This is a genomic window from Devosia oryziradicis, assembly GCF_016698645.1.
GTDB classification, from domain to species: domain Bacteria; phylum Pseudomonadota; class Alphaproteobacteria; order Rhizobiales; family Devosiaceae; genus Devosia; species Devosia oryziradicis.
Genome location: NZ_CP068047.1, coordinates 369,575 through 382,975, shown reverse-complemented (window position 1 = coordinate 382,975; position 13,401 = coordinate 369,575). Strand labels below are relative to the sequence as shown.

Annotated in this window: 11 protein-coding genes; 6 read left to right on the top strand and 5 right to left on the bottom strand. The window is 65.3% G+C overall.

The genetic code is table 11. From position 1 onward, the window contains the following. The first annotated feature begins 40 nt into the window (after positions 1–40). From JI749_RS01840 to JI749_RS01820, 6 genes are all read left to right on the top strand, one after another. Complete coding sequence (locus tag JI749_RS01840) at positions 41–859, top strand: ABC transporter ATP-binding protein (protein ID WP_201658018.1); 819 nt, start codon at positions 41–43, stop codon at positions 857–859. Next, positions 859–1,755, top strand: coding sequence for an ABC transporter permease (locus tag JI749_RS01835; RefSeq protein WP_201658015.1), 897 nt, complete (start codon positions 859–861; stop codon positions 1,753–1,755). Before JI749_RS01840 ends, JI749_RS01835 begins: the two co-directional genes overlap by 1 nt. 245 nt (positions 1,756–2,000) lie before the next feature. After that, positions 2,001–2,846, top strand: coding sequence for an ABC transporter permease (locus tag JI749_RS01830; RefSeq protein ID WP_201662436.1), 846 nt, complete (start codon positions 2,001–2,003; stop codon positions 2,844–2,846). A 28-nt stretch (positions 2,847–2,874) separates the two neighbouring features. Then, entirely contained in the window at positions 2,875–3,867 is a 993-nt protein-coding gene (locus JI749_RS01825) for an ABC transporter substrate-binding protein (RefSeq protein ID WP_201658012.1), read from the top strand. 141 nt (positions 3,868–4,008) lie between these two features. After that, positions 4,009–4,134: a hypothetical protein gene (locus JI749_RS17510; protein ID WP_267911658.1), complete on the top strand. Its 126-nt coding sequence runs from the start codon at positions 4,009–4,011 to the stop codon at positions 4,132–4,134. Positions 4,135–4,182: 48 nt separating this feature from the next. Continuing rightward, on the top strand, positions 4,183–5,079 hold the full coding sequence (locus JI749_RS01820; RefSeq protein WP_201658009.1) for a 6TM ABC transporter family protein: 897 nt from the start codon (positions 4,183–4,185) through the stop codon (positions 5,077–5,079). 144 nt (positions 5,080–5,223) lie between these two features. Here the strand turns inward: JI749_RS01820 and trxA (JI749_RS01815) are convergent, their stop codons facing one another. The 5 genes from trxA (JI749_RS01815) to JI749_RS01795 form a co-directional block, all read right to left on the bottom strand. Next, positions 5,224–5,547, bottom strand: a complete 324-nt coding sequence (gene trxA / locus JI749_RS01815) for a thioredoxin (protein WP_201658006.1) — start codon at positions 5,545–5,547, stop codon at positions 5,224–5,226. 307 nt (positions 5,548–5,854) lie between these two features. Continuing rightward, a complete protein-coding gene (trxA, locus tag JI749_RS01810) occupies positions 5,855–6,178 on the bottom strand; it encodes a thioredoxin (RefSeq protein WP_201658003.1) in 324 nt (107 codons plus the stop codon). Positions 6,179–6,257: 79 nt separating this feature from the next. After that, complete coding sequence (gene addA / locus JI749_RS01805) at positions 6,258–9,689, bottom strand: double-strand break repair helicase AddA (protein ID WP_201658000.1); 3,432 nt, start codon at positions 9,687–9,689, stop codon at positions 6,258–6,260. After that, positions 9,686–12,703, bottom strand: coding sequence for a double-strand break repair protein AddB (gene addB / locus JI749_RS01800; RefSeq protein WP_201657997.1), 3,018 nt, complete (start codon positions 12,701–12,703; stop codon positions 9,686–9,688). Before addB ends, addA begins: the two co-directional genes overlap by 4 nt. After that, on the bottom strand, positions 12,700–13,389 hold the full coding sequence (locus tag JI749_RS01795) for a nucleotidyltransferase family protein (RefSeq protein ID WP_201657994.1): 690 nt from the start codon (positions 13,387–13,389) through the stop codon (positions 12,700–12,702). The genes addB and JI749_RS01795 overlap by 4 nt, the downstream gene beginning before the upstream one ends. Positions 13,390–13,401: the final 12 nt, after the last annotated feature.

Below are 13,401 nucleotides of genomic sequence, written 5' to 3'. Positions count from 1 at the left end.
GGCCGCTCCGCATTCCATCCAAAGGCAGAACTCCTTGTCCGTGACGACGTCTTCCCCCACCAGCGCCGACAGGACCGAGGCCGTCGTTTCCGCGACCGATCTCGGCCTGACCTTCAAGACCAATGACGGCGACGTCGTCGCGCTCAGCAACGTCAACCTCACCATCAACAAGGGCGAGTTCGTCTCCTTCATCGGCCCGTCCGGCTGCGGCAAGACCACCTTCCTGCGCACCATTGCCGATCTGGAACAGCCAACCTCGGGCACCCTGACCATCAATGGCCAGACCCCTGAAAATGCGCGCAAGGATCGCTCCTACGGCTACGTGTTCCAGGCACCGGCGCTCTATCCCTGGCGCACCATCGAAAAGAACATCGCGCTGCCGCTCGAAATCATGGGCTATGGCGCCAGCCAGCAAGCCGAGCGCATTAAGCGCACCATGGACCTGGTCAACCTCTCGGGGTTCGAGAAGAAATATCCCTGGCAATTGTCGGGCGGCATGCAGCAGCGTGCCTCTATTGCCCGCGCCCTGGCCTTCGATGCCGACCTGCTGCTGATGGACGAACCCTTCGGCGCGCTCGATGAAATCGTACGCGACCATCTCAATTCCGAGCTGCTCAAGCTCTGGGACCGTACGCAGAAAACCATCTGCTTTGTCACCCATTCCATTCCGGAGGCGGTGTACCTGTCGACCAAGATCGTGGTCATGTCGCCGCGGCCGGGGCGCGTAACCGACGTGATCGAATCCAACCTGCCGCGCGAGCGCCCCCTCGATATCCGCGAGACGCCGGAGTTTCTGGCCATTGCCGCGCGGGTGCGCGATGGACTCAGGGCAGGGCACTCCTACGAGGAGACGGTGTAATGACCCGCGCGGGTCCCATCATCGTCGTCCTGCTCGCCATCGTCGCCATCTGGTATGCGGCGGCCATCGGGCTCAATGCGCCTTGGCAGAACGACGTCTATCGCCGCGGTGACATGGTAGATGTGCCGTTCACCCAGTTTGTCCAGGATACCTGGAACCAGGAAAAGCCCGTTCTTCCAACGGCACACCAGGTGTTCGGCGAGCTGTGGAACTCCACTGCACTTGTCGCGCCCAACAAGCCGCGGAGCCTGATCTTCCACGCCTGGGTTACCTTTTCGGCCACGGCGCTGGGCTTCGTCATGGGTTCGTTGCTAGGCGTCGGGCTCGCGGTGCTCATCGTCCACAACGAGGCGATGAACCGCTCGCTGATGCCGTGGATCGTCGCCAGCCAGACCATCCCGATCCTGGCGCTCGCGCCGCTGATCGTAGTCATCGGCTTCAACATCTTCACCGGCACCATGGGCATCCCCACTGACCCAGCGCGACTGATGTCGAAGGCCATAATCTCAGCCTATCTCAGCTTCTTCCCGGTGGCGGTCGGCATGGTCAAAGGGTTGCGCTCGCCCGAGGCGATCCAGCTCGACCTCATGCACACCTACAATGCTTCGCCCAGCCAGACCTTTTGGAAGCTGCGCTGGCCCGCCGCCATGCCCTTCCTTTTTGCCTCGCTCAAGGTCGGCGTCGCTGCCTCGCTGGTTGGCGCCATTGTTGGTGAGTTGCCGACCGGCGCCGTGGCCGGCCTCGGCGCCCGCCTGCTGGCTGGCTCCTACTACAGCCAGACGGTGCAAATCTGGGCCGCGCTTTTCGCGGCCTCCATCCTCGCAGCTTTGCTGGTCATTGCGGTCGGCGTTGTCGAGCGGTTGGTAAATCGCTCCATGGGGGCGCGACCCGCATGAGCCAGCTCCAGTTCTTCCTTGCGCTTGTTGCCGGCGGCCTTTCCGCCGCCGCCTTCGCGCTGAGCGTCGTAACGCCTTTTGAGACTGCTCTCCTGCTCAAGGCCTTCCTTGCGCTTGGCTTCCTGTCGCTGATCCGCTTCTTCGTACCGCTCGGCCTCTGGGCCGATGGCGCCTTTGCCGTACTGGGCGCCGTGGCTGTGCTGACCACCATCGGCGCCTTCGCGCCCACGCCGCCCTTCTTCTGGATGGCGCTGATCGCAGCCTGGCTGTTCGCCTGGCTCTTCGTCGAACGCCTCAGCAAGACCCTGGCACCGGGCCTCGGCGACAATGCCGGTCTCGGGCTCCTTATCCCCATTGCCTTCGGGGTCACCATTCTCGTGGTCTGGGAGGTCGTCACCCGCGCCGGCAATGTGCCGCAGGTCATCCTGCCGCCGCCCTCGATGATCTGGGCGCGCATCACCGCCTCGGTGCCGACCCTGCTGGCCGATTTCCAGCAGACGTTCCTCAAGGCGGTGCTGATCGGCTACGCGCTCGGCTGTGGCCTCGGCTTCGTCGTCGCCATCCTGATCGATCGCTCGCCCTTCCTTAAGTCGGGCCTCCTGCCGCTGGGCAATTTCGTCTCGGCTTTGCCCATTGTCGGCGTCGCCCCCATCATGGTCATGTGGTTCGGCTTCGACTGGCCCAGCAAGGCTGCGGTCGTCGTCATCATGACCTTCTTCCCCATGCTGGTGAATACCGTGGCCGGCCTCAACGCATCTTCAGCCATCGAGCGCGACCTGATGCGCACCTATGCGGCCGGCTATTGGCAAACCCTTATGAAGTTACGGCTTCCCGCTGCGGGCCCCTTCATATTCAACGCCCTCAAGATCAACTCGACTTTGGCCTTGATCGGCGCAATCGTAGCGGAATTCTTCGGGACGCCCATTGTGGGAATGGGCTTCCGGATTTCTACCGAAGTCGGCCGGATGAATGTCGACATGGTATGGGCCGAAATCGCGGTGGCGGCAGTCGCGGGCTCGGTCTTCTACGGGGTGATTGTCCTGATCGAACGGGGCGTCACCTTCTGGCATCCGTCTGTGCGTGGTGCATAAGGCAATGCCAAACTCAGGGAAAACGGCAATGAAGAAACTTCTGATCGGCGCCCTTGCAGGCGCAATGACGATGGCGGCAGTAGGCGGCGCCTGGGCCCAGGATACCGTGACGCTGCAGCTCAAGTGGGTCACCCAGGCCCAGTTCGCCGGCTACTATGTCGCCCAGGCCAAGGGCTTCTACGAAGAAGAAGGCCTCACCGTAGAAATCAAGCCGGGCGGCCCCGATATTGCGCCTGAGCAGGTGATCGCCGGCGGCGGTGCCGATGTCATTACCACCTGGATGGCTGCTGGCCTTGCCGCTCGCGAGCGTGGCGTGCCGCTGGTCAATATCGCCCAGCCGTTCAAGAATTCGGGCCTGCTGCTGACCTGCCTCAAGGAAGCCGGTGTCGAGACCACCGCTGATTTCCCGGGCAAGACACTGGGCGTCTGGTTCTTCGGCAATGAGTATCCGTTCTACGCCTGGATGGCCAAGCTGGGCTATTCGACCGAAGGGGGCGCCGATGGCGTGGAAGTGCTCAAGCAGGCCTTCAACGTCGACCCGCTGATCCAGAAGCAGGCCGCCTGCATCTCCACTATGACCTATAACGAATATGGCCAGGTGCTGAAGGCCGGCATCACGCCCGAAGAGCTGACGGTGTTCAACTACCGCGACGAAGGCGTCGGCATGCTCGAGGATGGCCTCTATGTGCTGGAAGAAAACCTCGCCGATCCGGCCTTCGTCGAGAAGATGACCAAGTTCGTCCGCGCCTCGATGAAGGGCTGGGAATATGCCCGCGCCAACGCCGAGGAAGCCGCCCAGATCGTGCTGGACAATGACTCGACTGGCGCCATGACGCTGGAAGACCAGCTCTATCAGATGACCGAGGTCAATAAGCTGACCGAAGGCTCGACCGGCGCGCTCGACGAAGCCGATTACCAGCAGACGGTCGATACGCTGCTGTCGGCCGTTTCCCCCGATAATCCGGCCATCACCAAGGCGCCGGAGGGTGCCTTCACCCATGCGGTGACCGATGGCCTCTAAGTGAAAATGACGAAAGCATAACGCCCCGTTTTCAGGGGTTGTCAGCGTGATAGGCGGGGAGCGATCCCCGCCTTTTTCATTGCCGCACAAGTGCTCACGCGCACGTGCACAAAATTGATGCAACCTCGGAACGATTCACGTTTGCAGCGGTTGACTGCGCACTGCGTCAACAAAAAAGAAGGCATCAATCCCATGAACTCGATCATCTATATCGTCGGCCTCATCGTCATCGTCATGGCCATCCTGTCGTTCATCGGCCTTGCCTGACCCTGGGTCGTGGCAAGCACCCACCCCTAAACTTCAGGAGATCCTTCCATGACCATTGATGCGCCTGCGGGCGTTGTCGTCACCAATTCAGCCGCCGCCGGTCGTGACCAGTCTTCCTATGTGGATTGGCCTGCGATTATCGCCGGCATCGTCCTGGCTTCAGCCATCAGCCTGGTCCTGATCAGCTTTGGCTCCGCCGTTGGACTCAACTTCCTCGATTTCGGCTATGGCGATTCTCCCAATCCGATCTTTGTCGGCATCGCGGCCGCGACCTGGTTCCTCTGGGTGCAGATTTCGAGCTTCATGGCCGGCGGTTACCTGACCGGTCGCCTGCGTCGCCGCTATTTCGACGCCAATGAAGACGAGAGCGACCTGCGCGACGGGGCCCATGGCCTGCTGGTCTGGGCCGGCGCTGCCATCCTGGGCACCGTGATCGCCGTGGGTGGTATCGGCGCTGCCGCCAATGCGGTCGGCGCGGCGGCCTCCACCGCCACCGTGGCAGCATCCAATGTGGCTGAAGGCGCCGCCGATGCGGTCGATCCCAATGCCTACTTCGTCGATACCATGTTCCGCTCGGCCCAGCCGGCTGCGGACAGCGAAGTGGCGCGCGGCGAAGCCAGCCGCATCTTTGCCCAGGCTGCCCTGGGTGACGGCACGGTACCCGAGGAAGACCGCACCTATCTCGCCAGTGTGGTGGCCGCCAATACCGGCCTTGCTCCGGAAGAGGCCCAGGCGCGTGTCGACCAGACGATTGCGAATGTCGAGGCTGCCCGCCAGCAGGCTCTGGTAGCGGCCCGCATCGCCCGCAACACCGCCATCATCGGCGCATTCCTCCTGGCAGCCTCGCTGCTGGTCTCGGCCATCGGCGCCTATTGGGCGGCCCAGAAGGGCGGCAACCACCGCGACGAAAACACCGTCTTTGCCGGCGTCTTCAAGCGCTTCTAACCGGTCAGAAAGGAAACAACCATGCTACGCGGTCTTGGACTTTGGCTTCTCGGCGTGCCGATCTGGCTTATCATCATCATCGTGCTCTTCCTCCGCTGAGGAAGACCAAGGCGGGGAGCAATCCCCGCCTTTTGCTTGCCCCGCTTACGCGGTGTGCGTCTCAAGCCACTTGATCAGCTGAACGCGTGACTGCCCGGCGCCGACGCGCAGGTCCACCGGCTCGCCATTCTTGAACACCATCAGCGTGGGCATGGAGCGGACATTGTACTGCACGGTAATGCCCGGATTGCTGTCCACGTCGAGCTTGACGATCTTGACGCTGTCGGCCAGCGTTTCGGCCAGCTCGTTTATCGCCGGTTCCATCGCCTTGCAGGGCGGGCACCACTCGGCCCAGAAATCCACCAGCACTGGCTTGTCAGACGCCAGCACCTCGGTTGCAAAATTGGCGTCGGTTACATGCAGGGCCATTGCCCACCTCCATCGGCATTAGACGATGAATGCTAGCCAGAGTCGGTGTGCTTGGGAAGGCATACAAGATGTTGTGGGTGGCCAGAATTGAGTTTGCTTTTTCGGCTCAGGCGCTGCGCGTAGGCTCCCTCTCCCCTGAGGGGAGAGGGCGGGGTGAGGGGTTCACCCTCACGGCACGAGCCGAGGCATCGCACCCCTCACCCGCCGCTACGCGGCGACCTCTCCCCTGAGGGGCGAGGTAGAAGACCCCAAAACAAAAACACCGCCGGATCGCTCCGGCGGTGTTTCGGAAATTCGTTGTCCGGTCTCAGGCGGCGTGGCCTTCGAGCCACTTGGTGAGGCCCGCCTTGGGGGTGCCGGCACCGATCTTCATGTCGGCGGCTTCGCCGCCCTTAAACAGGATCATGGTCGGAATGGAGCGGACACCATACTTGCTGGCCGTGCTCGGATTGTCATCGACGTTGAGCTTGACGATCTTGACCTTGCCGGCCAGTTCGGTGCTCAACTCGTCGAGCAGGGGTGCGATCGCGCGGCAGGGCCCGCACCACTCCGCCCAGAAATCCACGAGGACGGGCTCTTTGGAGTTAAGGACTTCCTCGCCAAAATTGGCGTCGGAAACGTGAGTAGTCATGGGTTATTGCCTTCTGGGTTAAAGCGGCGGTCTCTGTGCGCCTAAAGCTGGGTAGAGTCCAGCCTGGGGGCAAGTACACTCACCGCATGGTGAAGCCCCTTGTGCCCGCCGCCAGGACATCCGGCGGCAGAAACATCAATGATTCCAGTCGTGTCCACAAAATTGCCGCACGCACGGTTCGTCCGGGGAAAAGCTGACCTGCAACCAACGCATATAATCCGAGCTGGGTAAGATAGTTCCCCGGCACATCGCCCGGCCCCCCGGGCACCGATGCGTCGGACTTGTAGTCCACCACCAACACCCCCGAGTCGTCAATGACCAGCCGGTCGATACGGCCCGCCAGGCGAATATCTTCCCCATCCCTGATCATGTCGACCAGGAACGGCACCTCGGCCCGGCTGTCGGGGCCGAACAGGGTCGTCAGCTCGTCACGGGACAGGATGGAGACGGCCCTGGCCGCAATGCCGGCATGGCCCGCTGCGTCCTCGGGCAGCAGCACCGTGAGCGCCGCCCTGGCCGTTTCCATCCGGGCCGCCGCGGGGAAACGCGGCAGATGCTGCAACAAGGCATGGAGCGCGATCCCCTCGCGCCGGGCCGCATCGGCATCGCGCAACTGCTCCGCCGCCGTGTCGAGCGCTCCGTGGCGCCGGCCATGCGTGCCGACGGTCGATGGGGTCAGGATGGCGGGGCGGATCGGCGCGGGCACGGAACCGAGCACCAATGGAGACGGGCGCATGGCCGCCGATGGCGTCAGCTTCCCTACCGGCTGCGGCTGTGGCCGCTCGGCCGGATAGATGAGCTCGATTTCCTCGCCGGCCTCGCTGGCGACCCGCTCGGCCTGTGGACGCAGGGCCATGTCGATCTTTTCGTACCAGGTGCCGTCGATCTTGCCGATCTGGGTCAGCGCGCCGGTGACATAAAGCTCGTCCTCGGCACGGGTCATGGCGACATAGAGCTTGCGCCAATATTCCTGCAGCAACGCGGCCTCCACCGCGTCGCGGACCGGCACGCTATCTGGCGTATGCTGCGACCGGCCCGAGGCATGCACCAGCAGGGGTCCGGGCGCGCGGTCGAGCACATAGACGGGTTTATTGACCAGCCGTCCCTGCGGCTTGCTGGCGGCGTCGGCAAGAATGACGATGGGCGCTTCCAGCCCCTTGGCGCCATGCACCGTCATCACCCGCACGCCGTTGCCGGTCTCGCTCAGCTCGCGCTTGATCGAGATTTCGGTCTGCCGCATGGCGGCGACGAAGCCCTGCAACGAGGGCTGTTCGCTCTGTTCGTGCTTGAGCGCCAGCTCCATCAACTCGGCCAGCACGTCGTCGACTTCCTCGCCGAGCCGGCCATGGAAGCGGCGCAGCCCGCCATCGGCATAGAGCACCTGGCTGAGGAATTCGAAGGGACGCTCGAAATCGAGCTCCTTGCGCCAGCGCGCCAGCCGGGCGTGGGCGTCGCGCCCCTGCGGCAGCGCGGTTTCTTTCAGCGCATCCCATAGCGTCTGGTACTGGCCGCGCGGCTGGGCCAGCGCGTAGAGATCGTTCTCGCTGATATCGAACAAGGGCGAGCGCAGCAAAGCCGCCAGTTGCAGGTCATCGGCCGGATTAAGCAGCACATCGCACAGCGCCAAGAGGTCGAGCACCGCAATATGAGTGGCGACATCGAGCCGGTCGGCGCCGGGCGTCGGCAGGTTCTCCCTGCGCAGGGCGCGGATGACTTCCTGGAACACCGCGCCGCGCGATTGCACCAGCACCATGACGTCTTTCGGCTCGATGGTGCGGCCACGGCTGGCCAGCGGCCGCTTACCGTCGATCCAGCCGCGGATTTCGCGCGCAATCCTCCCCGCCACCTGGCGGGCCGCTGTCTGCTCGACGCCGCCCGAGGCCGGTTCGGTTGGCCAGGCGCCGAGACCGGTGGGGGCCGCAGCCTGTTGGATCGGCGGCCATAGCGTGACCTTGCCGCCAACCTGCAAGCGGGCTGCCTCGTGGATCACAGGCTCGGTTTCCAGCAAGGCCGCCGGCATGTCCGGCAGGCCCGCCACCAGGTCCACCGCGGCCAGGATTTCGGGCAGGGTGCGGAAGCTGGTATGCAGCGGCACGCGCTCGAACGGCATGCCGGCCGCCTGGGCGGCCTTGGCAAAGGCGCGGCCGGTCTCATCGAACAGAATGGGTTCGGCGCCCTGGAAGGAATAGATCGACTGCTTCTGGTCGCCCACCGCGAACAGCGAGCGCGGCCGGGTGGCGCCGGCTGCATTGGCAAAGAACTCGTCGCCGATGGCCCGCACCACCCGCCATTGTTCCGGGTTGGTGTCCTGGCTTTCATCGACCAGGATATGGTCGATGCCCGAATCGAGCTTGTAGCGCACCCAGGCGCCGGCCTCGGGTCGTTCGAACAGCGTACCCAGTCGCTCGACCAGATCGTCGAAGTCGAGCCGTGAACGAGCCCGCTTGCCGGCCTCGTAGCGCCCCACAATGGCAGCCACCACGTCGAGCAGCGCGTCGCTGCGCTCCACCAATTCGGCCCGGCCGATGGCATCGATAATGGCGACGATGCGGTCCTGTTCGGCTTCGAGCAGGACCTGCAGGTCTGGCCGCTGCCCTTTCTGCGTGGCGTTGAGCAGGGCGCGCGGCTTGCCCTCATTGGTGACGAAGGCCGTGCGCAGCTGTTGGCCACCCATGCGGCTCGGGTCGATCTTGGCGAGGAGGTCAACGAAGCGCCGCCCGCCCGGCACGCCGCCAAAGATGCGGACGATCTCTCGCAGCAGGTCCGCCGATAGCCGGCTGTCGCTCGACAGCTGCCGGCGCAAGGTGGCGGAATCGGTGTTGCCGACCCCGACCAGCGCCCGCAGCCGCGCCTTGGCGGCGCTGGTGTCCGATAGCACCGCCTTGAGGCGGCGGGTGTCGCTGAGGGCGATATCGATCGCTTCCTCGATCTGGAAATTGCTCAGCCGGTCGAACAGCGTCTCGACCGCCGACGCCCCGGCAGCGCCGCGCAGGCCTTCGGCCAGCACCGCCTCGCGGGCCGCCCGGATGAGCGTGGCGCGCTCGTCATCCTCGATCACCTCGAAGTCGAACGGCACGCCGGCTTCGAGCGGAAAGCGGTGCAACACCGACTCGCAGAAGGCGTGGATCGTGACGATCTTGAGCCCGCCGGGGGTTTCGAGCGCCCGGGCAAACAGTGTGCGCGCTCGCTCGACCAGCGCGTCGTCGACGCGGCTGCCTTCGATCTCCCGCAGGGTCTTGGCCAGCTCGACCTGCGGCATCACCGCCCATTCTGCGAGGCTCTTTGCAACACGGGCCCGCATCTCTGCGGCGGCCGCCTTGGTATAGGTCAGGCAGAGGATCGACTGCGGATTGACCCCGGTCAGCAGCAGGCGCAGCACGCGCTGGGTCAGCACGAAGGTCTTGCCCGAGCCGGCATTGGCGCCCACCCAAATCGAGCGGCGCGGATCGGCCGCCGTCGCCTGGTAGCGCCGGGTGGTCGAGGGGATGACGAGCTTGCCGCGATCGCTCACCACAGGTCCTCCTCGTCGTCGTCGACTGCCGTCCACTCGGCCATGCGCGAGAGGTGGTCGTACGGACCGGGAAACCGCTGCGTCTTGAGCGGCAGGAGGCGCGCCGGCATCGGCGTGTCGCGGAACAGGAAGAAATCGACGTGGCTTTGCATGCGGCGTTCGATTTCGTGCGCGGCGCTCATGACGTCGTGCTCGCTGGCGAGGCTGAACGGCTTGGGCTGGAAGGCATCGGGGCCGAGGCCGATCTTGACATAGGTGAGGGCCGAAGCGTCCGCCGGCACGACGCCTGCCATGGCGCCGGCTTTGGCCATGGCCGCCTCGAGCAGCAGTTGCGGCGCTTCGAATGCCTTCATAGTGGCGGGTTGGGGCACCGAGCCGGTCTTGAAATCCATGATCTCGAGCGTGCCATCGACCATTTCGTCCACCCGGTCGGCCCGGCCGGTCAGGGTAAAGCCCATCGGCAATTCCCACTTGCCCTTGATTTCGGCATGGCGCTTGCGCACGCCGGCATTGCGGTCCTGCTCGAAATCGAGGAACTGCCGCGCCGCCGTTTCGAAGCGTCGCAGCCAGATGGCGCGCAGCTCGGCACTGACATGGAGCTTGCCGAATTCCTCGACGGCCAGCCGCTGCAGCACGTCCATGGCGTCGGGCGCCATCACGTCATGGCCCTCCTCGACGAAGCGACCGAGCACTTCATGGACGGTATTGCCGCGCTCGCGCGCATCGGCGGTTTCGCCCAGTGGATCGATGCGACTGAGCCGCAGCACTTCCTTGGCGTAGATGTCATAAGGCGAGCGCATCAGCGTCTCGATCTGCGTCACCGACAGTTTCCGCGGCCGGACGTCGGAAGGCGGATTGGGTGCGGGGCGCGGCGCCGGCTGCGTGGCGTCAACGGCATCGAGGCGCCGGGCGAGGCTCACCCAGTCTTCGCCGCGCTTGCGCCAGTTCGCCGCCAGTCCCTGGCCGGCATAGGCTTCGAGCCGCTGCAACAGCCGCGACGGTTGGGCCGGGCTGGTCCCGACGCGACCGGCATAGGCGACGATGACCTGCTCATTGCCCAAAGTCTGGGCGAAATCATGCGCCGCCTGGCCCTGGCGCCGCTCGGGCGGCTCAAGCCCCGCCGCCAGCCGCATGCCGCGGCTGAGCCAGGGGCCCGGATCGGCCACTTCTGGCCACACATCTTCGTTCAACCCGGCCAGGATCAAGAGGTCCGGATTCTGCAGGCGCGCTTCGAGCTGGCCCCAGATGGCAATGTCCTGCCGCCGATCCTCGCGGGTGCGCACCGAAAAGCCGGTCATCAGCGCCGCCAGCACCGTCTCAAGGCTGCGCGGCGGGAAGTGGTGGCCCTGGCCGGCGAGTGCCGTCATCTGCTCGCCCCAGGCAGCCAGCTCGCGCCGGCCCGCCAGGTCCACATCATCGGTCACCGCCTCCAGCGTCGCGCAGATGGCTTTGGCAAGGTCGCTCGAAGCGAGCAGCGGCTGGTCCAGCAGGTCGTGCAGCGGCTTGAGTGCTGTGGCGAGGCGATCCAGCAAATCCTCGATTTCGGGCACATGCCGCTCGCGCAGGCTGCGCGCCGGATATTTGGTATAGCCAGAGACATTGTCGGCCAGCAGCTTGCGCAAGCCGTCGAGCCCTGGCGCCGCGCGCTGGCCGCGCAGCAGGCCCAACTCGATATCATCGGCCAGGTGTCCCACCTTCCAGCGTTCGAGCCCGAAGCTGACGGCGCGATTGCGCAAGAGGGCAATGATGTCGACCGCGGCGCAGCCTCCCGCTGCCACGGCCAGCACCTGCCGCGCCAGCCGCCCGGCCGCCGACTGGAACAGCGGCGTACCGGCCGCATCGTCGACGAGAATGTCGAAGCGCTTGAGTTCGGCAGCGATGCGACGGGCGAGGTTCCGGTCGGGCGTAACGATGCCGACGGTTCGCTTGTTCTCAAGGCTTGCCCGCGCTGCAATGGCGATGGCGCGGGCTTCCTCATCTTCGTTGCGGGCTTCGAGGATGGCCAGGCCCTCGGTCGCCGTTCCCAAGCCATATTCCAGCTCCTGCGCCCGCAATTGCGGCCAGCGTGCCGTGTCGTCGGGCAGGGCAAGCGCGGTCAGCACCAGCCGCGTTCGGCTGTCGTCGCCCTCCCTCGCCAGTTCGGTCACATCGCTGACAGCAGCACCGAGCCGCCGCAACAGTCGGGCCAGGCCATATTGAGGATGGCCATGCGGCGCCTGGTCGGTCGCCAGCAGCGCCTCGTGCTGGGCCGGCGTCAGGCTGCAATCGAGCCCCGGCAGCACGACCGCGCCGCGCGGCAGGGCGTTGATCGCCCCCAGCAGCCGCGCGGTGGCGGGGATCGAGCCGGTCGAACCGGCCACGATCACCGGGCGGTCGCCAAAGGTCTGGCTGGCCGAACCGGCCTGTCGGTCGAGGCGTTGTCCGCGCAGGCGGCTGGCATCGTCCTTGCCGATCTGCGCCAGCTTGGCCGGCCAGTAGGTCAGCGCGATATCGAGGAATTTGAGCGTCTGCTGCCAGTATTCACCGAGGTTGGCTTCGATATCGGGGGCGATGGCGCGCAGGTCCGCATCGCTGCGTTCCTCGGTGACGAGGTCGTCGATCAGTTCACCCAGCGAGCCGGCCATGGCGAGGATTTCGGCGGCGGTGGGCGGGCTCGAAAAGGCCCGGCGCCCATCCGGGCTCGCGGCCCAGCCCGCCACCAGGTCCGACAGGCCCAGCCGCCGCTCGAGGCCGGAGGCTGCGGGCAACGGCGCCGGCGTTTCGCTGACGAGGAACGGTTCTTCGCCGTCCACATCGCTGCCCAACGTCCGCAGATCCGGCAACAGGCCAACGCCGCGCCGGGCCAACTGGTCGGCCAGCGCCAACCGGGCGCGTGCGGTCGGCAGAATGATGGTGACATCGCTGAGCCAGAACGGCCCGCTGCGGTCCCAGTCGCCCAGCAGCGTCCCGTCGATAATGCGGTCGGCCAGCGTGGCGAGGAACGGTGCGTGCGGTGCGATGGAATAGAGCGTCATGGCCCGAGCTGGCGCTCCGCTTCCGCCAGCGCCTGCGGATCCCCGACATGGAACCAGGGCGCATCGAGCACCACGCCATATAGAGTCTCGCGCTCCAGCGCCGCTTCGAACAGGGCGTTGAGCGAAAACGCGCCATCCGGCGTGCCGTCGAACAGCTTTTTGCCTAATAGCGCCACGCCGGCATAGATCACCGGCGCGCCATAGTCGCGCGTCACCTCGCCCTGTGGTGACAGGCAGAAATCGTGGCTGCGACCGAAGCCGGTGGCGTTGCGGGGATGCACGCAGAGCAGGACGATATCGTCCGGCCCGCCATAGCGTGCCAGCATGCGCGCGATCGGCGCGTCCGACCCAGCCGGCCAGAATGCGTCGGTATTCATCACCAGGATCGGGTCGGAATGCAGCATAGGCAGCGCGCGCTTTACCCCGCCGCCGGTGCCCAAAAGCTCATCCTCGCGGCTAACCTTAAGCAACCCGCCGAAATGGGCCAGGATCTGGTCGGCGCGATAATGCGCATTGGCGACGAACCGCTTTGCCCCCTCGGCCCGCGCATTGCCCATGATGCGCTCGATCAGCGGCACCCCGGCCACCGGCACCAGCGGCTTTGGGATCGCCTCGGTGATCGGCCGCAACCGCGTGCCCAGGCCTGCGGCCAGCAGCATCACATCGGGGAATCGGGCGTCTGTCATGAGGGGATAAGA